The 23,607-nt window shown below is 67.7% G+C and carries 19 protein-coding genes; 14 read left to right on the top strand and 5 right to left on the bottom strand.

Annotated features, from left to right (window positions below):
- Positions 1-67 precede the first annotated feature (67 nt).
- Complete coding sequence (locus tag LC490_RS13230) at positions 68-676, top strand: NAD(P)H-dependent oxidoreductase (protein ID WP_031372916.1); 609 nt, start codon at positions 68-70, stop codon at positions 674-676.
- Positions 673-1,170, top strand: coding sequence for an acyl-CoA thioesterase (locus tag LC490_RS13235; protein ID WP_031372917.1), 498 nt, complete (start codon positions 673-675; stop codon positions 1,168-1,170). Before LC490_RS13230 ends, LC490_RS13235 begins: the two co-directional genes overlap by 4 nt.
- A gap of 1,133 nt (positions 1,171-2,303) precedes the next feature.
- Here LC490_RS13235 and LC490_RS13240 read toward each other — a convergent pair.
- Positions 2,304-2,948, bottom strand: coding sequence for a C40 family peptidase (locus LC490_RS13240; RefSeq protein ID WP_223620500.1), 645 nt, complete (start codon positions 2,946-2,948; stop codon positions 2,304-2,306).
- A gap of 251 nt (positions 2,949-3,199) precedes the next feature.
- Positions 3,200-3,724, bottom strand: a complete 525-nt coding sequence (locus tag LC490_RS13245; protein WP_223620501.1) for a C40 family peptidase — start codon at positions 3,722-3,724, stop codon at positions 3,200-3,202.
- Between the two features lie 182 nt (positions 3,725-3,906).
- On the opposite strand from LC490_RS13245, the gene LC490_RS13250 reads away from it, so the two are divergent.
- Both LC490_RS13250 and LC490_RS13255 read left to right on the top strand, forming a co-directional pair.
- Complete coding sequence (locus LC490_RS13250) at positions 3,907-4,386, top strand: peptidylprolyl isomerase (RefSeq protein ID WP_223620436.1); 480 nt, start codon at positions 3,907-3,909, stop codon at positions 4,384-4,386.
- 180 nt (positions 4,387-4,566) lie between these two features.
- A complete protein-coding gene (locus tag LC490_RS13255) occupies positions 4,567-5,802 on the top strand; it encodes a DUF418 domain-containing protein (protein ID WP_223620437.1) in 1,236 nt (411 codons plus the stop codon).
- A gap of 1,361 nt (positions 5,803-7,163) precedes the next feature.
- Here the strand turns inward: LC490_RS13255 and LC490_RS13260 are convergent.
- Entirely contained in the window at positions 7,164-8,960 is a 1,797-nt protein-coding gene (locus LC490_RS13260) for a M4 family metallopeptidase (protein WP_223620438.1), read from the bottom strand.
- A gap of 645 nt (positions 8,961-9,605) precedes the next feature.
- Here LC490_RS13260 and LC490_RS13265 point away from each other — a divergent pair.
- The 5 genes from LC490_RS13265 to LC490_RS13285 are packed head-to-tail and all read left to right on the top strand — an operon-like array spanning position 9,606 to position 16,555.
- Entirely contained in the window at positions 9,606-10,880 is a 1,275-nt protein-coding gene (locus LC490_RS13265; RefSeq protein ID WP_223620439.1) for an FAD-dependent oxidoreductase, read from the top strand.
- A 32-nt stretch (positions 10,881-10,912) separates the two neighbouring features.
- Positions 10,913-12,295: a glutathione-disulfide reductase gene (gorA, locus tag LC490_RS13270; RefSeq protein ID WP_223620502.1), complete on the top strand. Its 1,383-nt coding sequence runs from the start codon at positions 10,913-10,915 to the stop codon at positions 12,293-12,295.
- Between the two features lie 60 nt (positions 12,296-12,355).
- Entirely contained in the window at positions 12,356-14,485 is a 2,130-nt protein-coding gene (locus LC490_RS13275) for a prolyl oligopeptidase family serine peptidase (RefSeq protein ID WP_223620440.1), read from the top strand.
- A gap of 10 nt (positions 14,486-14,495) precedes the next feature.
- Positions 14,496-15,302, top strand: a complete 807-nt coding sequence (gene hutG / locus LC490_RS13280) for an N-formylglutamate deformylase (protein WP_223620441.1) — start codon at positions 14,496-14,498, stop codon at positions 15,300-15,302.
- Complete coding sequence (locus LC490_RS13285; protein ID WP_223620442.1) at positions 15,299-16,555, top strand: crosslink repair DNA glycosylase YcaQ family protein; 1,257 nt, start codon at positions 15,299-15,301, stop codon at positions 16,553-16,555. The genes hutG and LC490_RS13285 overlap by 4 nt, the downstream gene beginning before the upstream one ends.
- Before the next feature lie 37 nt (positions 16,556-16,592).
- On the opposite strand, the gene LC490_RS13290 is transcribed toward LC490_RS13285, so the two are convergent.
- Positions 16,593-16,991: a hypothetical protein gene (locus LC490_RS13290; protein ID WP_031374371.1), complete on the bottom strand. Its 399-nt coding sequence runs from the start codon at positions 16,989-16,991 to the stop codon at positions 16,593-16,595.
- Positions 16,992-17,529: 538 nt separating this feature from the next.
- Positions 17,530-19,449 (bottom strand): DNA topoisomerase IV subunit B, encoded by a 1,920-nt coding sequence (gene parE / locus LC490_RS13295; protein WP_031374370.1) that lies wholly within the window; start codon positions 19,447-19,449, stop codon positions 17,530-17,532.
- Positions 19,450-19,781: 332 nt separating this feature from the next.
- Between parE and LC490_RS13300 the strand changes: the two genes are divergently transcribed.
- The 5 genes from LC490_RS13300 to LC490_RS13320 all read left to right on the top strand — a co-directional run bounded on the left by LC490_RS13300 (position 19,782) and on the right by LC490_RS13320 (position 23,541).
- The gene (locus LC490_RS13300) at positions 19,782-20,009 is read left to right on the top strand and encodes a hypothetical protein (protein WP_031374369.1); all 228 of its coding nucleotides are present in this window, start codon (positions 19,782-19,784) and stop codon (positions 20,007-20,009) included.
- Between the two features lie 232 nt (positions 20,010-20,241).
- Positions 20,242-20,790 (top strand): hypothetical protein, encoded by a 549-nt coding sequence (locus tag LC490_RS13305; RefSeq protein ID WP_031374368.1) that lies wholly within the window; start codon positions 20,242-20,244, stop codon positions 20,788-20,790.
- Between the two features lie 93 nt (positions 20,791-20,883).
- Positions 20,884-21,270, top strand: coding sequence for a DUF488 family protein (locus tag LC490_RS13310; protein ID WP_031374367.1), 387 nt, complete (start codon positions 20,884-20,886; stop codon positions 21,268-21,270).
- 304 nt (positions 21,271-21,574) lie between these two features.
- The gene (locus LC490_RS13315) at positions 21,575-23,233 is read left to right on the top strand and encodes a CTP synthase (protein ID WP_223620443.1); all 1,659 of its coding nucleotides are present in this window, start codon (positions 21,575-21,577) and stop codon (positions 23,231-23,233) included.
- Positions 23,230-23,541: a hypothetical protein gene (locus tag LC490_RS13320; protein WP_152566446.1), complete on the top strand. Its 312-nt coding sequence runs from the start codon at positions 23,230-23,232 to the stop codon at positions 23,539-23,541. The genes LC490_RS13315 and LC490_RS13320 overlap by 4 nt, the downstream gene beginning before the upstream one ends.
- Positions 23,542-23,607 lie beyond the last annotated feature (66 nt).

The following is a 23,607-nucleotide window of genomic DNA, read 5'->3' on the forward strand; positions in this document are numbered from 1 at the left end:
CCGGGTTTCAAGCTCCCGCCGCTGCGGCGCGTCGCGCATAATCGGCGCCTCGCCACGGAGCCCCTCCATGCCCCCAGCCAATCCCGCCGTCTCGCCGGTGCGTCTGCTCGCCTTCGCCGGCAGCCTGCGCGCGGGCTCCTACAACCGCCGCCTGATCCCGGTGTTGGCCGAAGGCGCGCGCACCGCCGGCGCCGAAGTCACCCTGATCGAACTGCGCGACTACCCCTTGCCGATCTACGACGGCGACATCGAAGCCGAGGCCATGCCCGAGCACGCGCGCCGCCTGCAGGCCTTGCTGGCCGAACACGACGGCCTGCTGATCAGCACGCCCGAGTACAACGGCTCGATGCCGGCCCTGGTCAAGAACACCCTCGACTGGATCTCGCGTCCGCTCGCCGACGGCCGTTCCGGCACCGCCCTGTTCGCCGACAAGGTCGCCGGCATCGTTTCGGCGTCGCCCGGTCCCCTCGGCGGACTGCGTTCGCTGCTGGTGTTGCGCGACGCCTTGGCCAAACTCGGCCTGATCGTGGTGCCGCAGCAGGTTGCGGTCGGCCAGGCCGCCGACAAGCTCACCGATTTCGGCCAGTTGAACGACGAGCGCCAGCGCGACGCCGTGCATCGCGTCGGCGCCGCCGTGGTGCGCCACCTCAAGGTCTACCAGGGAGCTCCGGCATGAAAGGTCAGCAACGCGAATTGAACCTGCGCTTCCTGGCGCAACCGACCGACGTCAACTATGGCGGCAAGGTCCACGGCGGCATGGTCATGAAATGGATCGACCAGGCCGGTTACGCTGCCGCGGTCGGCTGGAGCGGCAAGTACAGCGTGACCGTCGCGGTCGGCGGCATCCGCTTCGTCGCCCCGATCCGGATCAGCGATCTGGTCACCGTGCACACCAAGTTGATCCACACCGGCACCAGCAGCATGCACTTCGCGGTCGACGTGAAGGCCCGCGACCCGGGCCTGGACGACGGCGAGCCCGAAGAGCGCCTGTGCACCCACTGCGTGATCGTGTTCGTCGCCATGGACCAGGTCGAAGGCAAACCGACCCCGGTGCCGTCGTGGACCCCGGTGACCGAGGACGACAAGCGTCTGGCCGAGTACGCGCTCAAGGTGATGGAGTTGAGCAAGGGGATCGAGGCGACGGTGGAACGGTACGTGCACGAGGGGTGAGGTTCGCCCGCTGCGCTCGGGCCCGGGCTTGTGTAGGAGCTCTGGGCTTGTGTAGGAGCGACGTGAGTCGCGACCAAGGGACGCGCAGAATCTCCACTGCCGTCGTTGCCGATCGAAGCCACGAACTGTCGCCGGGTAGGAGCGACGCAAGTCGCGACCGCGCAGCTCGCAGTTGTTGCGTACCTTGCCGCAGAGCGATGAAGCAACGTCAACATCTAAAGCTTCCGTCCGCTGACGCGGCCGGGTTACTTTCTTTTGCTGGCCCAAAAGTCCGTCTGGATTCCCTTCGGTCAAAGCTAACCAAAGAAAAGGCCTTCCTTGACGAAGCTCCCCTGCGAGTGCGATGCGCGCGCCGGGATTTTCCGATAAGACGTCCCTGTCTTATCGGAAAACGGCGCACGTCCTGTGCGCCGCCCTCCGGGTCTACGGTTGCATCGCAAGTTCGACACTGCGCCAGGCTCTTTACAGCAACGGCAACGGCAACGGCTCGGCTCGGCTTCTAAGGGTAGGAGCGGCGCGAGCCGCGACCGCGACCTTACGGCTGCCGGCGCGGGCGATCGTTGCTGCGTGGTCGCGGCTCGCGCCGCTCCTACCCTTTGAGCCGTCGTAGCTGCAGGATTGCTGTTGCTGTTGCTGTGCGCAGCTTCGCACTGGCGAAGGCCATAGCAGACCCGAAGGGCGGCGCGCAGGGATGCGCGCCGTTTTTCATCGGGACAGGGATGTCCCGTATGAAAAATTCCCGCGTCGGCATCGCTCGCGCGGGCCCTTGACCCAAAGAGAAGCATTTTTCTTTGGTTACCTTTCTTTTGTTGCTTATGACAAAAGAAAGTAACCCGCCGCTTTAGTGGCGGAAGCTCTTAGCGTTTGATCCTGATCCTGATCCTGATCCTGATCTTGCTTGAGCGATACGCCGCGAGACCGAAACAGCGTGGTCGCGGCTCGCGCCGCTCCTACCCTCGCGACAGCTCACGCCTCCGATCAATGACGGAGGCGTTGCGGACTCTGCGCGTCCCGCGGTCGCGGCTCACGCCGCTCCTACAGGGACGGTGTTGCAGCCCAAAAGGGATTCGCCACTCCACAACGAAACAGGCCGCCCGAAGGCGGCCTGCGAATCTCGATCGGGAAGCGGGCGCTCAGATGCCGTCGACGCGACGGGCTTCCATGAACTTGCCGCTCCAGTAACCGGTGTCCAGGCTGGAGACGGTCACGTCCTTGCCGGTGCGCGGGGCGTGCACGAAGCGGCCCTCGCCGAGATAGATGCCGACGTGGTCGACGCGGCCGCGGCGGCCGAAGAAGACCAGGTCGCCTTCGGTCATCGCATCGCGGTCGATCACCGCGCCGGTCTTGGCCATCTCGCGCGAGACGCGCGGCAGTTCGATGCCCAGGGCGTTGCGGAACACGTAGCCGACCAGGCCGCTGCAGTCGAAGCCCTGATCCGGGGAGCTGCCGCCCCAACGGTAGGGGGTGCCCAGCAGGCCCAGGGCGCGCTGCAGCATGCTCTTGATGCGGCTCTGCTCGGCGACCGGGATGTCGGCCTTGCCGAGATTCACGTTCGGGCCCAGCAGGCGGTTCAGGTCGGTCGCCAGGAGCAGGGCGCGATCGGACAGGGTCATGGCCTCCGGCAGCATGTTGCTGGCGGTCGGCTCCGGCGCGTCGGCCGAGTCGTTGCGCAGCGAGGTGCCGCCCGGGAGGGAACTGCCGAGGCTGGAACCCAGCGCAGAGGACTGCTGGGCGAAGGCGGGCAGGGCGCAGACCGCGAGTGCGGCGGTCAGCAGGATTCGTTGGCTGGCCCGGACGACGGTAGTCGTGCGAGCGGTGGCGCAAGGTGCTTGGGGGGTGGCAGCCAGGCGGCCGTGGCGAGTCAATTGGGTCGTCACGTATTAATCACGAAGTCGTCACCGATGGGGGATGATGCCCGTCATGTGGGAGACATAGGTTCAAATTTCGTTAGCAGGTCGTTAACAAGGCTGTGATTTGATTCACAATTTTCATCAGCGCAATGCCCAATCGCGCATTCATGAAAGTCTTGTTACTTCCTGAGAACCCGCTTCGCGCCGCTGTAATGGCTGACCCAGTAAGGGCCGTCGAGGTGATCCAGGCGGACCGTGCCGCCGGTGCTCGGGGCGTGCACGAAGCGGCCCTCGCCGACGTAGATGCCGACGTGGGAGACGTTGCCCTTGCTGCCGAAGAAGACCAGGTCGCCGGCCGCCAGGCGCATCGGCTCGATCCTGGGCCCCTGGTAGGACGCCAGGTCGCGCGAGGTCCGAGGCAGGCTCAAGGCCAGCATGTCCCGATAGACGTAGTTGACCAGGCCGCTGCAGTCGAAGCCGCTGTCGGGGGTGTTGCCGCCATAGCGGTAAGGCGTGCCGACCAGGCTGATCGCCCGCATCAGGACGGCATTGGCGGCGCCGGGGTTCTCCGGCTCGGTCCGGGGCCATTCGCGGACGGGCTTGGGCGGGGGCGGGCGGCGGACGACCTCGCGACCGCCGCCGCAGGCGCTGAGCAGGGCGCACAGGACCACTGCCACGGCGAGCGCCGGCCACGGCTTGCGCACCCGCGCTGGCGCGGGAGCGGTGTTGCCGGGATAATGCGCGGCCTTCGTCACGGCCGATAGCTTGGCGGCTAAGCGCCGAGACGACAAGACAGTCCACCTGTCGTTTTGTGGCGGCCCGCTCAAAGACGAGCCGTCGTTTCCTTTCCTGATCGCCCGATGGCGGTCTCCAGTCGGGTCCTGCAATGAAAATCGAGAAAGATCGCGTCGTCCGTTTCCACTACACCGTCTCCGAGCAGGGCAGCGAGCCGCTCGAGACCTCGGAAGGCCGCGACGCGCTGGCGATCCTGATCGGCCACAACAACATCATCCCGGGCCTGGAAAAGGCGATGGACGGCCGCGAAGCCGGCGAAAAGTTCGAAGTCGACGTGGTCGCCGCCGAAGCCTACGGCGCGCATCAGGAAGGCCTGACCCAGCGCGTGCCGAAGAAGTACTTCAAGGACGCCAAGCTGTTCCCGGGCATGCAGGCCGTGCTGCCGACCAGCTTCGGCCCGCGCGCGGTGACGATCCTCAAGGTCGGCATGAGCGTGGTCGATGTCGACCTGAACCACCCGATGGCCGGCAAGGACCTGCACTTCGCCATCGAGATCGTCGAAGTGCGCGAAGCCAGCAAGGAAGAGATCGAGCACGGCCATGTGCACGGCGACGGCGGCCACGCGCACTGAGCGCGGCGCCCCTTCGATGAGCGACGGCCCGCCTGCGCGGGCCGTTTCTTTTTGGGCCGCCGCAGGATGCGGTCGCGATCCGGCAGGCGGCCGTAGAATCGCGGCAGTGGCGGGTCCGGTTGCAGGCCACTCCGCCGCAAGCGCCGTAGCGCCACGGCCCCTATCGACGACAGCGAGAGCATGAGCGCAAGCGCCGCGGCCTCCGGCTTGGCCCCCATTCCCGTCCACGAACGCCTGCCCGCACTCGACGCGCTGCGCGGTCTGGCCCTGCTCGGGATCTTCCTCAGCAACGCCGAGATGTTCACCCGGCCGCTGGCGGATATTTCCGACGGCATCGATACGCACCTGCGGGGCCTCGATCACGCCGCTTCGGCCTTCGTCTACGTGCTGATACGCAGCAAGTTCTGGACCTTGTTCTCGCTGCTGTTCGGCATGAGCTTTGCGGTCATGTCCGAACGCTCGCGCCAGGCCGGGCGCGATTTCCGCCCGCTGTACCTGCGCCGCAGCGTCGGTCTGTTGATCGTCGGCCTGATCCATGCCTGGCTGATCTGGGCCGGCGACATCCTGGTCACCTACGCGCTGGCGGCATTCGCGCTGTTCGCGATGCGTTCGCTGTCGCCGGGCGCCTTGTGGCGGATCGGTCTGAGCCTGTACCTGAGCGTGCTCGGTTTCTTCCTGATGATCGCCGCGCTGCTGGCGATCCCCGGTGTGGCGCAGTCGACGCCCGCCGATGCGGCCGCCGACCGTGCCGCGCGCGCCGCCGAAATCGCTGCCTATGCGCACGGCGATTACGCGCAAGCGACGGCGCAGCGCCTGGCCTTCTTCGTCGACGGAGCCATGTCGGGCTGGTTCAGCATGGTGCCGATGGTGCTGGGCCTGTTCCTGATCGGCGCCTGGTTCGTGCGCAGCGGAGCGCTCGCCGATCCGGGCGCGCATCGTCACCGTCTGAAGTCGATGATGGCTTACGGCTTGCCGGCCGGCGTGGCCATCACCGGTTTGAGCCTGCTCATCGACAGCTCGCCCACGTTCACCCCGGTCAGCGCCGCCGCGGTCGCGGCGAGCACCTTGCACATGCTCGGCGCCTTGCCGCTGGCCTTGGCCCTGATCGCCTGGGTCGTGTTGGTGGTGCACGGCGGCGCGCGCTGGCCGCTGCGCTTCGCGCCGGCCGGGCGCATGGCCTTGAGCAACTACCTCGCCCAATCGCTGATCGGCACCTTGGCGTTCTACGGCTATGGCTTTGGGTTGTGGGGGCAGGTACCGCTGGCGGCGCTGATCGCCGCGGCCTTCGTCGTGTTCGCATTGCAGATGATGCTCAGTGCGGCGTGGCTGCGGCATTACCGTTTCGGCCCGGTCGAATGGCTGTGGCGCGCTTTCACGTATTGGCGTTGGCCGCCGATGCGGATTCGGGCGTCGTAACGCGCGTTTGAGTTTGATCTTGCGGGATCGGTGCGTCACAAGATTGAAGTGCTGCGGTTGCCGCTTGCGTTGCTCCTATCCTGGACTCCAGCCGGAAGCGGCGCGAGGTTGAGGCGTAGTGGTCGCTGCCTCAAGAGTAGGAGCGACGCAAGTCGCGACCGCGCAGCTCGCAGTTGTTGCGTACCTTGCCGCAGAGCGATGAAGCAACGTCAACATCTAGAGCTTCCGTCCGCTAACGCGGCCGGGTTACTTTCTTTTGCTAAGCCCAAAAGAAAGCTAACCAAAGAAAAGGGCTCTCCTTGCAAGGGCACAGGCCACGAGTGCGGTGCTGTCGCCGGGATTTTCCGATAAGACGTCCCTGTCTTATCGGAAAACGGCGCACGTCCTGTGCGCCGCCCTCCGGGTCTCCGGGGGCTCTCGCGAATTCGGCACTACGCCAAGCTCTTCACTGCAACTGCAACTGCAACTGCAACGGCTCGGCTTTTAGGGGTAAGAGCGGCGCGAGCCGCGATCGCGAACTTACGGCTGCCGGCGCGGGCGATCGTGGCGGCGTGGTCGCGGCTCGCGCCGCTCCTACCCTTTGAGCCGTCATGGCTGCAAGGTAGCTGTTGCTGTTGCCGTGCGCCATCTCAAACTCGCGAAGGCAATCGAAGACCCGGAGGGCGGCCCGCATGGATGCGGGCCGTTTTTCATCGGGACAAGGATGTCCCGTATGAAAAATACCTGCGTCAGCATCGATCGTGCGGGCCTGTGATTCAAAGTAAAGCATTTTTCTTTGGTTACCTTTCTTTTGTTGCTTATGACAAAAGAAAGTAACCCGCCGCTTTAGTGGCGGAAGCTTTTAGCGTTTGATCTAGATCTAGATCTAGATCTGGAGCTTGCTTGAGCCAGGCGCCGTAATACCGCCGCAACGCGGTCGCGGCTCGCGCCGCTCCTACCCCGGCGAAAGTACGCCGCCTCGATCGATGACAACGGCGATGCCATTCCTGCGCATCCCGCGGTCGCGGCTTGTGACCGAAGGGAATCCAGTAGGACGCCGCTCCTACCCCGGCGAAAGTACGCCGCTTCGATCGATGACAACGGCGATGCCATTCCTGCGCATCCCGCGGTCGCGGCTTGTGACCGAAGGAAATCCAGTAGGACGCCGCTCCTACCCCGGCGAAAGCACGCCGCTTCGATCGATGACGACGGCGATGCCATCGCTGCGCATCCCGCGGTCGCGGCTCACGCCGCTCCTACAGGGAAGGTGGCAGTCCAAAGGGGAAGGTGTCGCCGTCCGAATAGGGATTCGCCACCCCGCAACGAAGACAGGCCGCCCGAAGGCGGCCTGTCGATACGCTCGATTCATCCAGACCGCAGGTTCAATTCACCGAGACCGCGCTCCAGGCGCGGGCGACGGCCTTGTACTCGTTCGAGGTGCTGCCGTAGAGATCGGTCGCGGCCTGCAGGGTGGCGGTGCGGGCCTGCGGGTAGGTGGTGCTGGAAACGAAGTAACGGGTCAGCGCGCGGTACCAGATCGCGCCGGCCTTGGCGCGGCCGATGCCGGCGATGGCGGTGTCGCCGTTGCAGACCAGTTGCGAGGGGGTGTAGTTGAAGCCGGCCGGCCTCACCGCGCCTTCGGCGAGCAGATAGAAGAAGCGGTTGCCCACGCCCGAGCTCAGGTGCGGGTCGTACTTGCCGTTCTGGCCGGTCTGCGAGGCGGTGAAGCCGCCGACGGGATAGCACGAGAACGAGCGGCCGTCGGCGTCTTGCTTGAACATCAGGCGCAGCGCCTTGGTGTCGCCAGGGTTGTTGATGTAGACCTCTTCGCCCAACAAATAATCGCCCGGGTCGTTGGCGTTGCCGACGCTGAATTCGACCAGGGTGCCGAAGATGTCGGAGGTGGCTTCGTTGAGGCCGCCGCTGTCCTTGATGTTGTAGTAGCCCAGGCGCGCGGTGGCGCCGGTCACGCCGTGGGCCATTTCGTGGCCGGCGACGTCGAGCGCCACCAGCGGGCGATAGGTCACGCCGTCGCCGTCGCCGTAGACCATCGCGCTGCCGGTCCAGTAGGCGTTGACCAGGTTGGTCGGGCCGTAATGCACATAGCTCTTCACGCCCTGGCCGTTGTTGAAGATGCCGCTGCGGCCGTGCACGTTCTTGAAGTAGTCGAAGGTGGCGGCGACGCCGTAATGGGCGTCGGCCGCGGCCGAGGCGCGGTCGGAGGTGGTGTTGTTGCCCCAGACGTTGTCGCTGTCGTTGAAGGCGACCGCGCCCGAGGTGCCGGACTGGTTGCGCGCATCCAGGGTCTGGCCGTTGCCGCGGGTCGGGTCGGTCAGGGTGTAGCCGCCGCTGATCGAATTGCTGACCAGGCCGACGTTGCCCAGGGTCAGGGTCTTGCCGGTGCCGTTGGCGGCGGCGGAATGGACGCGGTCGTCTTCCTGCAGCAGCTTGCCGGTGGCGGCGTCGAGGTAGTAGCTGATCAGGCCTGGCGCCGGGTCGTTGCGGCGGTCGCCGGTGACGTCGACTTGGTAGGCCAGGGTCGGCTCGGTGCCGCGGGCGAAGATCACCAGGGCGGCCGGCGTCATCGCCGTGACCGTGCCGTCGAATGCGGCGCCGGCTTCGACCTTGGCCTGTTCGGCGCTGATCTTCGGCTCGATCGCGGGGCGCCCGAAGCTGCGCATGTTGTCGCCCTGGCTGATCGACTTCAGCTCGCCGTTGCGCGAATGCACGACCAGGTCGCCGCCGACCACGGGCAGGCCGCGATAGGTGCGTTCCATGCGCACGTGCTCGGTGCCGTCGCGGTCGATCATGACGTCGCGGGCGACGAAACCATCGGCCTTGGCGCGATGCACTTCATCGGCGGCGACGGTCTCCAGCAGGCCGCGCGCGCGTTGCGCAGCCGGCGAAGCGGCGGCCTGTTCGGGCGAGGTCGAAGCGGCGAGGAGGTCGCTGCCCGGGCGCGCGCCGACGGCGAGCTGGCTCGGTGCCTGCGCCACATGCGGCGTGGCGACGCGGGTGGCGGCGACGGCAGCGGCGTGGGCGGTCGTGGCGACGGCCGCAGGCGCGGTGGCGGGCGCGGCGGCAAGCGTGGTCGAACCCGAGCTCGACAGGGACACAGTCGCCAGGACGGCGATGGCGCCGACGATGGCGGTGCTCAATACGGCGGTCTTCAGTTGCATGGGTGAATCCCCTAATGAAGGTAACGGTCGTGTTTTGTGAGGTGCTGTCATTGCTTTTCCGCAGCCTCCGGCGGCGCCCTTCGTCAGCTGAGACGAGGGACGTTCGGCTTGGAGGGATCGGCCTGCCCGATGTGCGGCGGTGGCGTCTGCATGAGTCGGACGGTGGGCCTGGAGTGACGTTAGGCTGCCGGCCCGCTGTGCTTGAATGAAAAATCGGTGCGAGCGGTCACGTAACGGCGAGGCGCATTTCGCGCTTGGTCACAGAACCGGCGCGATGGGCCAAAACGCAACCGGAGCGGTGGCGGATTTCCGGCTCGATGCGCAGCGGCGGCGGTGTCGGCGCCTCGCTGCGCTGCGGCCGAGCATGCGCTGCTGTAGGGGATCGGCCCGGCAATGCGGTCGGCATCGATGGATCGCAGCGTTCCGTTCGCTGTGCAGCTGCCTCAACCGAGGCGCAACGAGGCGCCGCCCGCCCCAAGCCGCAAAACCGGCGGCGCTCGTCGCGGCCCAGTCTTAGTACTATGCGGAACGTGCCGAGCGGTTCCCGGCGGCACCCGGGGCCGCGGCGGCAGCGCTGCGGCCCGGCCACGCGACAACGAACCGGACTGGCTGACAGGGCAAATGCGCGAAGCACAGGTGGGTGGGGTGGAACAGCGGACGGCCGCCACGGGCGGCGAAGACGTGATCGTGATCGGCGCGGGCGTGATCGGCCTGACCTGCGCCCTGGCCCTGCTGGAAAGCGGACGCTCGGTGCGGGTCATCGACGCCGGACGCATCGGCGGCGGCAGCTCGCACGGCAATTGCGGCACCATCACCCCGAGCCATGCGACGCCGCTGGCCGCGCCGGGCGTGATCGCCCAGGCCCTGCGCTGGATGCTGACCCCGGATGCGCCGCTGTACGTGCATCCCAAGCTCGATCCGCAGTTGTGGGGCTGGCTGTTGCGCTTCGCCGCGCGCTGCAACGACCGCGATTGGCGGGCCAGCGCACAGGCCAAGTCGGCCTTACTCAACGATTCGCGCGAGCGCCTGGAAAGCTGGGTCGGGCGCTACGGCCTGGTGTGCGAATTCGACACCGCCGGCGTCGACTACGTGTTCCGCGACGCCAAGGCCTTCGCCAGCGGCCAGCTCGAACTCGATCTGCTGCGCGAGTTCGGCATCGGCGTAAGCCTGCTGGACGGCGCCGCCTACGAGGCGCAGGACCCGGCCTTCAAGCCCGGGGTCGCCGGCGCGATCCGTTTCGACCACGACGCCGTGCTGCGGCCCGACCGTTATGTCGCCGAGCTCGCGCGCACCGTGCGCGAGCGCGGCGGCCGTTTCACCGAGCAATGCGCGCTGCGCGACTTGCGTCGCGAGGGGGCGGGCATCGAACTCGACACCAGCCTGGGCCTGCTGCGCGCGCGCGACGTGATCGTCGCGGTCGGCGCCTGGACGCCGAAGCTGTCCGACGCCATCGGCCTGCCGTCGCTGCAGCGCGCGATGCAGCCGGGCAAGGGCTATTCGATCACTTACGACCGCCCGCCGTTGATGCCGCGCCGGCCGGTGGTGCTGCGCGAGCGCAAGGTCTGCGTGACCATGTGGGACAGCGGGTTCCGCCTTGGCAGCACCATGGAATTCTCCGGCTACGACGAGAGCCTCAACCCGCGCCGGCTCGCGGCCCTGGAACGCGGCGCCGCCGAGTACCTGCACCATCCGGTCGGCCCGGTCGAACGCGAGCGCTGGTACGGCTGGCGGCCGATGAGCGTCGACGACGTGCCGCTGATCGGCCGCGTGCCCGCTTGCGAAGGGCTGTGGCTGGCGACCGGCCACGGCATGATGGGGGTGAGCATGAGCGCCGGCACCGGCCAACTCGTCGCCGACCTGATCGCCGGGCGCGAGACCGCGATCGATCCGCATCCCTATCGACCGGAGCGCTTCGCATGAGCAGGCCCCATGAAAGCGCGCCCCCCGAAAGCATGCCCCTCGAAGCCGACGACAGCCGCACCCACTTCGACCTGATCGTGATCGGCGGCGGTTCCGGCGGCCTCGCCGGCGCCTTCCGCGCCGCCGAGCACGGCGCACGCGTGGCCTTGCTCGAGCCTTCGCTGCTCGGCGGCACCTGCGTCAACGTCGGCTGCGTGCCGAAGAAAGCCATGTGGCTGGCCGCCGACATCGCCGGCAAGCTGCGCATGGCGCAGTCGCTGGGGTTCTCGATCGACGCCGATCCGAAACGGCCCTGCGCGCTCGACTGGCCGACCTTCATCGTCCACCGCCAGCGCTATATCGCCAACATCCACGAAAGTTATCGGCGCCGCCTCGATGCCTCCGGCATCGTGGTGTTGCCGATGCGCGCGCAGTTGCTCGACGCCAATACGGTGGAGTGCGAGAACGGCGCGCGCCTGAGCGCGCCGCGCATCCTGATCGCCACCGGCGGCCACGCGGTCAAGCCGCAGATCCCGGGCGCCGAACTGGGCACGACCTCGGACGATTTCTTCCAGTGGTGCGCCGCGCCCGAGCGCGTCGCCATCGTCGGCGCGGGTTATATCGCGGTCGAGCTCGCCGGTGTGCTGCAGGCGCTCGGCAGCCAGGTCGAATTGTTCGTGCGCGGCACGCGCCTGCTCGAAGCTTTCGACGCCGAACTGACCACCCAGCTGGCCGAGGACTACCGCCAGAACGGCGTGCGCCTGCATTTCGGCCACGCGGTCGCGGCGCTCGAAGCCGACGGTGCGCGCGTGCGCCTGCGCGGCGCCGACGGTGCGCTCAGCGAGGCCTTCGACCAGGTGTTGTTCGCGACCGGACGCCGGCCCAACAGCGAGCGCATCGGGCTCGACCGGGTCGGCGTGGCGCTGGATGCGCGCGGCCACGTCGTCGTCGACGACCTGCATGCGACCAATGTCGCGAATCTGTACGCGGTCGGCGACGTCACCACCGACACCCAACTGACCCCGGTCGCGATCGCCGCCGCGCGCCGGCTCATGGACCGCGTCTATGGCGGCCGCGAGGGCCGGCTCGACCAGAACGACATCCCGACCGTGGTGTTCGCGCACCCGCCGATCGGCCGGGTCGGCCTGACGGAGGACGAGGCGCGGGCACGACATGGTGACAACCTGCACATCTATCGCGCCGGGTTTCGGCCGATGCTGTACGCCCTGGCCGAGTCGCCGCAGCGCAGCCTGTTCAAGCTGATCTGCGTCGGCCAGGAGCGCCGCGTGGTCGGCATCCATCTGCTCGGCGAGGCCGCCGACGAGATGCTGCAAGGCTTCGCGGTCGCGCTCAAGCGCGGCATCACTCTCGACGACCTGCGCGACACGGTCGCCATCCATCCGACCAGCGCCGAGGAAGTGGTGCTGATGCGCTAACGTCCCGGCGACCGTCGCCGCGTAGCGCGCGCCAGGCAGGCGATCCGAGCAGGGGCAGCGATGAATCAGGGCAAGGGACGTCATTGGATCAAGGCCGGCGCGATCGGCGTTGCGCTCTCGTGGGGCACGATCGCCGCGGCGGTCGCCGCGCCCGCAGAGCCGGCGATGGACATCGCCGACCTGCTCAGCGTGCCGCGGCCCGACCAGATGATCGGCGCGAGCGATGCGCCGGTGCTGGCCTGGGTGTCGAACGATCAAGGCGTGCGCAATGTCTGGGTGGCGCGCGCGCCCGGCTTCGCGCCCCACAAGCTCACCGCCTACGACGAGGACGACGGCCAAGCCATCGGTCCCCTGCAGCTCAGCCACGACGGCCGCTGGCTGGCCTACGTGCGCGGCAGCGGGCCGGACGCGGCCGGCAACAACAGCAATCCGACCAGCGATCCCGATGGCCAGGAGCAGGCGGTGTGGGTCGTCGCCAGCGACGGTTCCGGCAAGCCGCAACGCATCGGCGCCGGCCGCGGCATGCAATTCGCGCCGCAGGGCGACGCGCTGTTGGTGCAGGGGCGCATGCTCGGTTGCTACGCGGTGCCCGGGGGCAAAGCGCCGCAGTGGTGCAAGGAAGCCCTGATCAAGACCCGCGGCAGCAACAGTGCGGCGGCGTTCTCGCCGGACGGCAAGTTCCTGAGTTTCACCAGCGACCGCGGTGACCACAGCTTCATCGGCGTGCTCGACCTGGCCGCGCGCACGGTGCGCTGGATGGGCGCGGACTTCAATCGCGACAGCAATCCGGCCTGGTCGCCGGACGGCCGCCGCATCGCCTTCCTGCGCATGGCCGCCGCGCGCAACGGCGAGCAGTTCGACCTGACCCGCGCCAACGTGTTCGAGATCTGGGTCGCCGATGCCGCCACGGGCCAGGCCAAGCGCGTGTTCCGTTCCAACGATCACGCCGGCGGTTATGCCCAGTTCGCCGAGACCGACCCGCTGCAGTGGAGCCGCGACAACCGCCTGGTGTTCAGCTCCGAACAGAGCGGTTGGCTGCATTGGTATGCACTGTCGCCCGAGGGCGGCGAGCCGGTCGCTCTGAGCCGCGGCGAATGCGAGGCCGAAACCAGCGTGCTGGCCGAGGACGGCGGCTTCTTCTTCAGCGGCAACTGCGCCGAACTCGATTACCGGCAGATGTTCGCGGTCGACGCCAAGGGCGCCGCGCAGAAACTGTTGACCGGCAAGCACGAGATCGCGACCGAGCCGGTCGCGGTCGCCGGCGGGCACTGGTTGGCCTTCCGTCATGCCGATGCGCGCCGGCCCAGCGCGATCGCGGTGATGCCGCGCAGCGGCGGCGAAGTGCGGCGGATCTTCCCGGCGCAGTTGCCGGCGCGTTTTCCGATCGATCGCCTGGTCGAGCCCAAGACGCTGAGCCTGCGCGCCAGCGACGGCGTGGTTTCGCATGCCACCGTGTTCGAGCCGCCGGCCTCGTTCAAGGGCAAGCGCCCGGCGCTGGTCTACGTGCACGGCGGCCCGGTCCGGCAGATGCTGCCGGGCTGGCATTACGGCAGCTATTACTACGCCGACTACGCCAGCAATCAGTGGCTGGCGAGCCAAGGCTTCGTGGTGCTGGCCTTGAATTTCCGCGCCGGCACCAATTACGGCCAGGCCTTTCGCCGCGCCGAGAAACAAGGGCCGCGCGGCTTCAGCGAGTATCAGGACGTGCTGGCCGCGCACGCCTATCTGGCCAAGCGCGACGACGTCGATGCGCGCAGGATCGGCATCTACGGCGGCTCCTACGGCGGCTTCCTGACCGCCTCGGCCCTGGCGCGCAATTCGGACCTGTTCGCGGCCGGGCTCGATCGCCACGGCGTCCACGATTGGCGCGAGAGCGCCAAGGGCGGCGACAACAGCGGCCTGTGGGGGCTGGGGCCGGACGAGCTGGAGCTGGCCTGGCAATCCTCGCCGATGGCGCACGTCGACAGTTGGCGTTCGCCGGTGCTGTTCGTGCACGGCGACGACGACCGCGCGGTGAAGTTCGCCCAGAGCGTCGACCTGGTCGAGCGCCTGCGCGCGCGCGGCGTGCCGGTCGAGACCCTGGTCCTGCCCGACGAGGATCATTTCTTCCTGCGCCACGCGACCTGGCTTCAGGTCCATCGCAGTACCATGGACTTCTTCCGCCGGCAGCTGAAGCCCGGCGCCGATTGAGTCCGAACGCATGACGCCGCACCCGACCGAACCCGTCTACCGACTGCACCGCGGCACCGCGCCCTTGCTGATCAGCCTGCCGCACGACGGCGCGCTGATCCCCGACGCGCTGGCCGCGCGCATGGTCGAATCGGCGCGGCGCGCGCCGGACACCGACTGGCACGTGTCGCGCCTGTACGCGCTCGCCCGCGCGTTCGGCGCCTCGATCATCGTGCCGAGTTATTCGCGCTATGTGGTCGATCTGAACCGTCCGCCCGACGACACCTCGCTGTATCCCGGGCAGAACACCACCGGCCTGTGTCCGGCGGTGCAGTTCAGCGGCGAAGCGGTGTATCTCGAGGGCCAGGCACCGACCCCGGAGGAAGTCGCCGAGCGCGTCGAATTGTACTGGCGCCCGTATCACGACACCCTGGTCGGCGAGCTCGACCGCATCCGCGGCGAGCACGGCCGTGCGGTGCTGTGGGAAGGCCATTCGATCCGCGGCGAAGTGCCGTTCCTGTTCGAGGGCCGCCTGCCGGACCTCAACCTCGGCACCGCCGCCGGCAAGAGCTGCCTGCCCGAACTGCAGGCGCGGCTCGAACGCATCCTGGGCGCGCAGAGAGACTACGAGTGGGTCGCCAACGGCCGCTTCAAGGGCGGCTACATCACCCGCCACTACGGCGACCCCGAGATCGGCGTGCAGGCGGTGCAGTTGGAAATCAGCCAGCGCAACTACATGGACGAGGCCTCGTTCGCCTACGACGAAAGCAAGGCGGTGCGCCTGCAGGTCGTGATCGAGGCCTTGCTGCGCGCGACCCTGGACGCGGACGACGCATGACCCAGGCGCCTGCGGCGCCGCGGCTGACCGTGGGTCAGGCGCGCGCCTTGCATCTGGCCGCACAAGGCCTGCTGGCCCGGCCGCGCCGGCGCGCGCGCCGGCCCGATCTGCTCGCCGCGATCGAGCGCATGCAGTTGCTGCAGATCGACACCATCCACGTGGTCGCGCGCAGCCCCTACCTGGTGTTGTTTTCGCGGGTGGGCGGTTATCGCGCGCGCTGGCTGGAAGAGTTGTTGGCCGAGCGCGAGATCTTCGAAGTCTGGGCCCACGAAGCCTGCTTCGCGCCGATGAGCGACTACTTGTTGCATCGCAATGGTTTGCCGCAACGCGCGCATCACTGGGCGATCCGCAGCGCCCAGCGTCATCGCCAGAGCAGCGGCGCCAAGATCGACCGCCTGCTCGGACACATCCGCGAGCTCGGCGCGGTCAAGTCTTCGGACTTCGAACGCGAGGCGGGCTCCGCCGGCGGCGGTTGGTGGGGCTGGAAAGAAGAGAAGCGCTGGCTCGAAGCCGGCTTCGCCCTCGGCGAGCTGATGGTCGCGCGGCGCGACAATTTCCATCGCGTTTACGACCTGGCCGAACGCGTCGCCGGCGTAGCCGTGCCGGGTTGGGACAGCACGCCGATCGAGGCCGCGACGGTGCGGCGCGACACCATCCTGAAGTCGGTGCGCGCGCTCGGCATCGCCCAGGCGCGCTGGATCGCCGATTACTACCGCTTGCGTCCGCGCCTGCGCGATGCCGACCTGGCCGAACTGGTCGAGGCCGGCGACTTGTTGCGGGTCGAGGTCAAGGGTTGGCAGTCGCCGGGCTATGTCCATCGCGATCACGCCGACTCGCTCGCGCTGGCCGCAGGCGGGCGGCTGCGCGCGACCCACTCGACCTTGCTGTCGCCGTTCGATCCGGTGGTCTGGGATCGCGAACGCGCCAGCGAATTGTTCGGCTTCGATTACACCCTGGAGTGCTACACGCCGGAGCCGAAGCGGCGCTACGGCTATTTCGTCTTGCCGATCCTGGTGCGCGGGCGCCTGGTCGGGCGGCTCGACGCGAAAGCGCATCGCGCGCACGGCGAGTTCGAGGTCAAGGCCTTGTATCTCGAAGAGGACGTCGTCGCCGACGAAGTGCTTGCCGCGGACATCGCCCGCGCGATCGACGACTGTGCGCGCTGGCACGAGACGCCGGCGGTGCGATTGACGCGGTGCCGGCCGGCGGCGTTCGCCAAACCGCTCAAGGCGGCGTTGGCGGCCTTGGCCTGAGCCGCAGGCGTCGGTGCCAGGCAGAGACCGCGACGGCTTAACCTGAGCGCTGCACGATCACCACGCAGGCCGCGACCAGGCCGAGCAGGGGGATCAGGTTCAACACCAGCGCCGGCACCGCGATGCTGTGGCGTTCGCGGCGGAACAGGGCGACGATCGCGAGCAGGCTGCCGAACAGCCAGCTCGCTGCGGTGAACAGGATCGCGCGGCCGGTGCAGTGCAGGCTCCAGGTGCCGCACTTGTCGTCCGGGGTCAGGCCGAACACGAACAGCCAGGCCAGGACCGGGCCGAGCAACAGGGCGAACCAGGCCAGCACGCCGAACAAACGCGGCCGCGCGTACTCGACGCCGGCGTCGGGAAAGGCTTCGGCCAGCGTTTCGGCGTAGGCATCGGCATCGCGCTCGCTCAAGGCGCTTTCGGCGCGTTCAACGGCCATGGCGCGGTCCCTCCGCAAGGCGCCTGCCAAGGGCGGGCCGGTAGCGATGATCGGGGCGTCCTTCCATTTCGAACTCCTTGCCCATCGATGCGCTCAAGTTGCCGCAAGCCGCGGCATGGCCGCGTGATGCCGGAGAGAACGCCGCAAGGCGCTTGTTGCGAAAAAGAAACGGGCCACAAAGAAACGCGCCGCGGGCGGGGTGGAACTCCCTAAGACGAACGCAGTCTCGGGCGAAGACCGTCCAAGACCGACGCCGCGGCAAGCTGGCGGCGCCCGAAAAAAGCCGCACGAGGCGGCGGGGATTCTTTAGAAACGCCGCACAAGACGGCAGCCAATCCGCAGGAGACACGCCGCACTAGGTGGCAGCCAGTCCTTAAAAAGAACGCCGCACAAGGCGGCAGCCAGTCCTCAAGAGAAACGCCGCACAAGGCGGCGGCCAGTCCTCAAGAGAAACGCCGCACAAGGCGGCGGCCAGTCCTCAAAAAGAAACGCCGCACAAGGCGGCGTTTCGTTTCTGACCCGTGGCGGAGGGCGAGGCTCAGACTTCCAGCGTCGCCAGGTCGCCCTTGGTTTCCAGCCAGGACTTGCGGTCGCTGGCGCGCTTCTTGGCCAGCAGCATGTCCATCAGCGAATGGGTCTGAGCGTTGTCGTCGATGGTCAGCTGGACCAGGCGGCGGGTGTCGGGGTGGATGGTCGACTCGCGCAACTGCGAGGCGTTCATCTCGCCCAGGCCCTTGAAGCGGGTGACGTTGACCGCGCCGCTGAGGCCCTTCTTGCGGTCGCCTTTTTCGCGCTCGATCTTTTCCAGGAGGATGCGTTTTTCCTCCTCGTCGAGGGCGTAGAACACGGTCTTGCCCACGTCGACGCGGAACAGCGGCGGCATCGCCACGAAGATGTGGCCGCTGGCGACCAACGCCGGGAAGTGGCGCAGGAACAGGGCGCTGAGCAGGGTGGCGATGTGCAGGCCGTCGGAGTCGGCGTCGGCGAGGATCACGACCTTGCCGTAGCGCAGGCCGCTGATGTCTTCCTTGCCGGGGTCGCAACCGATCGCGACCGCCAGGTCGTGCACTTCCTGCGAACCCAGCACGCTGCCGGAGGCGACTTCCCAAGTGTTGAGGATCTTGCCGCGCAGCGGCAGGATCGCCTGGAAGTCCTTGTCGCGGGCCTGGCGCGCGCTGCCGCCGGCCGAATCGCCTTCCACCAGGAACAGCTCGGTGCGCGAGAGGTCCTGCGAGCTGCAGTCGGCGAGCTTGCCGGGCAGGGCCGGGCCCTGGGTGATCTTCTTGCGGGTGATCTGCTTTTCGGTCTTCAGGCGCGCGGCGGCGCGCTCGATGGCGAGTTGGGCGATGCGCTCGCCCAATTCCGTGTGTTGGTTCAGCCACAGCGAGAACGCGTCGTGGGCGGCGCCCTCGACGAAGCCGGCGGCCTGGCGCGAGGACAGGCGTTCCTTGGTCTGGCCGCTGAACTGCGGGTCGGTCATCTTGATGCTGAGCACGAAGGCGACCCGGTCCCAGACGTCTTCCGGGGCCAGCTTGACGCCGCGCGGCAGCAGGTTGCGGAAGTCGCAGAACTCGCGCAGCGCGTCGGTGAAGCCGGTGCGCAGGCCGTTGACGTGGGTGCCGTGCTGGGCGGTCGGGATCAGGTTGACGTAGCTTTCCTGGACCAGCTCGCCGTCGGGCACCCAGGCCACCGCCCAGTCGACCACTTCGGTGTCTTTCTTGAGCTGGCCGACGAACAGGTCCGGCGGCAGCAGCTCGCGCTGCGGCTGGCCCTCGCGCAGCTCGCCCGACAGGTAGTCCCGCAGGCCGTCTTCGTAGTACCACTCGATGCGCTCGCCGCTGGCCTCGTCGAACAGCTTGACGTTGAGGCCCGGGCACAGCACCGCCTTGGCGCGCAGCACGTGCTTGATCGAGCGCAGGTTGAACTTGGGCGTGTCGAAATACTTCGCGTCGGGCCAGAAGCGCACGCGGGTGCCGGTGTTCTTCTTGCCGACCGAGTTGACCACTTCCAGCGGGGTGGCGCGGTCGCCGTTCTGGAAGGTCATGCGGTATTCGTTGCCGTCGCGCTTGATGTGCACTTCGACCAGCTTGGACAGCGCATTGACCACGCTCACGCCGACGCCGTGCAGGCCGCCGGAGAAGGTGTAGTTCTTGTTGCTGAACTTGCCGCCCGCGTGCAGGCGCGTAAGGATCAGCTCGACGCCGGGGATGCCTTCCTCGGGGTGGATGTCGACCGGCATGCCGCGGCCGTCGTCGGAGACCTCGCAACTGCCGTCGGCGTGCAGGGTGACCTCGATGCTGCGGGCGTGGCCGGCCAGCGCCTCGTCGACCGCGTTGTCGATGACCTCCTGCGCCAGATGGTTCGGGCGGGTGGTGTCGGTGTACATGCCCGGGCGTCGTTTGACGGGGTCCAGCCCGGAGAGGACTTCGATGTCGGCGGCGTTATAGCGACTGCTCATTAACTGAAGGGCGTGGCCGTGGTGTTCGGAGCGGCGAGAATGGCGACGGCGGGCTAGGTGGTCAAGCCGCACGACGTGAAGAGTGGTCAAGAAGCTTGGCCCACGTGCGTCTCGCCCGGCGAGACCGGCTGAGACGGCGGCCCGGCCTGCTCGAGCGGACGCCGCGGCGGCGAGGCGGGGCGGGTTGATATCGGTCGATTCAGCCACCAGCATGGGGGTAGGGGTTAGGGTCCGCCGCGTCGCTCTGGGAAGCGGTGCGCCGAACGGCTCATCGCCCACGACACACGGCGCAGCCCGACGCGCCGGTCCCCATTCCGTCAGGAGGCCACACCATGAACATCCGCAAGCTCGTGCTCCCCGCCGCCATCGCCGCTGCCCTGGCCATGCTGGCCGCGCCTGCCGCCTTCGCGCAGCAGGACCCGCAGGCCGACGCCAAGAAGGCCGAAGAGGCCAAGAAAGCCGAGGATGCGAAGAAGGCCGAGGCGCAGAAGAAGGCCAAGGCCGACAAGAAGCAGTCCGGCGACCGCGGCGTCGAGCCGGAGGAAGAGGGCGACAAGTAAGTCTTCGCCGATCTCCGGTTCCGTTGCGAAAACCCAGCGCCCCGGCCTTGCCGGGGCGTTTTCTTTGCGAGCCTCGTGCCGCGGGCTGCCGGCTGCGTGCCTCGAATGGCGGCTCGCCTGAGCGACGCGTCTCTTCAACGACGCTGCGCTCGTGCCCGACCGAGTTAATCTAGGCGTAATCGCCGATGCGGTCCCATGCATCGGCTGGCAGCGACTTTCGTTCGGGGGAGCGATGAAACTTCAACTGTGCGCCTTGTTCATCGGCGTATCGATCAGCTGCGGGGTGGCACGTTCCAAGGACGTGGATCCGGACAAGCTGGTGCCTGCGACCCAGGCCGGCGAGCTGAGATTGGATCGGTCTTTCACTTACGAGTACACGAGCTATCGGGTACTGCGCCAGTTCGTGTTGACGCCCGGCGTCTATCGGCCGGAGTTCTCGAGCAAGCAGGGCGTCTATTACCGTGGCCCGACGCATGCGGTCGAAATGGTCCTGACCTATGACAACGCCTTCGAGAAGAACCACGTCGAACGCAGGCCTCCGCTTGAGGGCGGGGTCTTCCTCGACCGTTCCGGCGCCGCGCTGATTTACCACTACGTGCAGGCCGCACAAGCGCCCGCCAGGAGTGCGCAGGAACCCGGCGGCGGGGCGATTCCCAACCTTGTCGATCGCTACCTCGCCTCCCGCGACGGCAAGATCACCTTTGCGCGGAAGATGCGGCCCAGCATGGACTTGGCGCGGCTGCTCAAGCCCGAATCGCCGCCGAGCGGGGCTGCACCCTAGACCCAGGTGGGGCATCGTCGATCGCCGGCTCGTTTTCCCTGCCGTTCCGGGGTAGCGTTAAGTCCGACAAACCCGCCGTCCGGGGAGGTTTCGATGAGCGTCCGCATCGTCAGGCTTGGAAGCCCGCGCGCCGAGGGCGAGGGCACCCGCATCGGCACCGTACGGCGTCCGCCGCGCGGGGTGCCGAAGAGCGAGTTCGCGACCCAGGACTGGTACGACGTGTGGTTTCCGAACCTGGCGCCGAGCGCGGACACGATCAAGCTCGGCCAACAGGCGCAGACTCCGGCGCAATGGCAGGCCTTCGTGCGCAAGTACCGCGCCGAGATGGCCACCCCGGACGCCGGCCACACCCTGCAACTGCTCGCGACCCTGTCCCGGCACAGCGATTTCTCGGTCGGCTGCTATTGCGAGGACGAGGCGCATTGCCATCGTTCGGTCCTGCGCGAGCTGTTGGCCGAGAAGGGCGCCGAGCTGGCCTGAGCTGCTTGGCCTCCCAGGGTAGGAGCGGCGCAAGCCGCGACCGCGCGGCTTCGACCGCCGGCGCAGGTCGCGGCTTGCGCCGCCCCTACCCAAGGCGGGGGCCCGCGCTCGGAGAGCGCACTTGCGGCAGAGCTTGGGCCGCAACCTCCCCGGCCGGAACGTTCCGGCCCGATAACGCCGATTCCGCCGCAGGCCTTGCCGCAGCTGGCTTTGCGGGGCGTCCGGGCGATCGCCGGCGCTGTCAAGCAGTCGCGGGCCAAGCCGTCAGTCGGTAAACTACGGCTTTCCAGCGGCAGCAAAATCCATGACTCCCCTGATTTTCGTCACCGGCGGCGTGGTGTCCTCCTTGGGTAAGGGCATCGCGGCAGCCTCGTTGGCGGCCATCCTCGAAGCGCGCGGGCTGCGCGTGACGATGATGAAGCTCGACCCCTATATCAACGTCGATCCGGGCACGATGAGCCCGTTTCAGCACGGCGAGGTCTACGTCACCGACGACGGTGCCGAGACCGACCTCGACCTCGGCCACTACGAGCGCTACCTGCGCACGCGCCTGAGCCGCAAGAATTCGATCACGACCGGCCGGATCTACGAGAACGTGATCCGTAAGGAACGCCGCGGCGATTACCTCGGCGGCACCGTCCAGGTCATCCCGCACATCACCGACGAGATCAAGCGCTGCATCGTCGAGGCCACCGAAGGCTTCGACGTCGCCCTGGTCGAGGTCGGCGGCACGGTCGGCGACATCGAGTCGTTGCCGTTCCTGGAAGCGATCCGCCAGTTGCGCACCGAGCGCGGCCCCGAGCACGCGCTGTTCATGCACCTGACCTTGGTGCCGTTCATCGCCGCCGCCGGCGAACTGAAGACCAAGCCGACCCAGCACTCGGTCAAGGAACTGCGTTCGATCGGTATCCAGCCCGACGTGCTGCTGTGCCGCAGCGAGCAGCCGCTGCCCGACAGCGACCGCCGCAAGATCGCCTTGTTCACCAACGTGCCGGAAAAGGCCGTCATCTCGGCGGTCGACCTCGACAACATCTACAAGCTGCCGCAGTGGTTCCATGAGCAGGGCCTGGACGCGATCGTCCTCGACCGCCTGCGCATCCAGGCCGGCCCGGCCGAACTGCGCGAATGGAACGAAGTGGTCGATGCCACCGAGCATCCGGTCGACGAGGTCACCATCGCCGTGGTCGGCAAGTACATCGACCACCAGGATGCCTACAAGTCGCTGTCGGAAGCGCTCAAGCACGGCGGTTTGCGCCAGCGCACCAAGGTCAAGCTGAAGTGGCTGGAATCCAGCGAGATCGAGCGCGACGGCGTGGAATCGCTGAAGGGCGTCGACGGTATCCTGGTGCCGGGCGGCTTCGGCGACCGCGGCTTCGAGGGCAAGGTCGCCACCGCGAACTACGCGCGCGAGCAGAAGATTCCGTACTTCGGCATCTGCTACGGCATGCAGGCGGCGGTGGTCGATTACGCGCGCCACGTCGCCGGCCTGGACAACGCCAACAGCACCGAGAACGACAAGAACAGCCCGCACCCGGTCATCGGCCTGATCACCGAGTGGCGCACCGCCACCGGCGAAGTCGAGCGCCGCAGCGAAACCAGCGACCTCGGCGGCACCATGCGCCTGGGCCTGCAGGACCAGCGCATCAAGCCCGGCACCCTGGCGCGCGAGTTGTACGGCAAGGACGTGGTCGGCGAGCGTCACCGCCACCGCTACGAGTTCAACAACCGCTATCGCAGCCAGCTCGAGGACGCCGGCCTGGTGATCTCGGCCAAGTCCATGGACGACCTGCTGGTCGAGATGGTCGAACTGCCGCGCAGCGAGCACCCCTGGTACCTGGCTTGCCAGGCGCACCCGGAATTTCTGTCGACGCCGCGCGACGGCCACCCGCTGTTCATCGGTTTCGTGCGCGCCGCGCGCGAGGCCAAGGCCGGCGGCAAGCTGCTGCGTGAGGTCACCGGTTGAATCCGGCTCCGGCCGATCCGGACCCGGGCGCGCAAGCGCGGGCGAGCGTCGGCCGGCCTGCACGTAACGATTTTCGCGGTACCGGCCGTTGGCTGATGTGGCTGGCCGCGGCTGTGCTGGTCGCCGGATACCTCACGTATCGGGCGATCCTCGGCGAGGCCGCCGACGGTCTCGGCCTGCTGGGCGCGACCGTATTCACCATCACCCTGGCCATCGCCGGACCTTTGGGCTTGATCGGGGGCGTACTGTGGCTGGTCGGTGTGGTGCGTTCGGCGCGTTCGAAACGCTTAAGCGGGCCCGGGGCATGATCGCCGGGCCGCGATCGCCGGGCTTGTCTGCGGCGGGCGCGGCATCCACTGATGAAGATTCCTTCG

Source organism: Lysobacter sp. ESA13C (assembly GCF_019970005.1).
GTDB lineage: Bacteria > Pseudomonadota > Gammaproteobacteria > Xanthomonadales > Xanthomonadaceae > Lysobacter > Lysobacter antibioticus_B.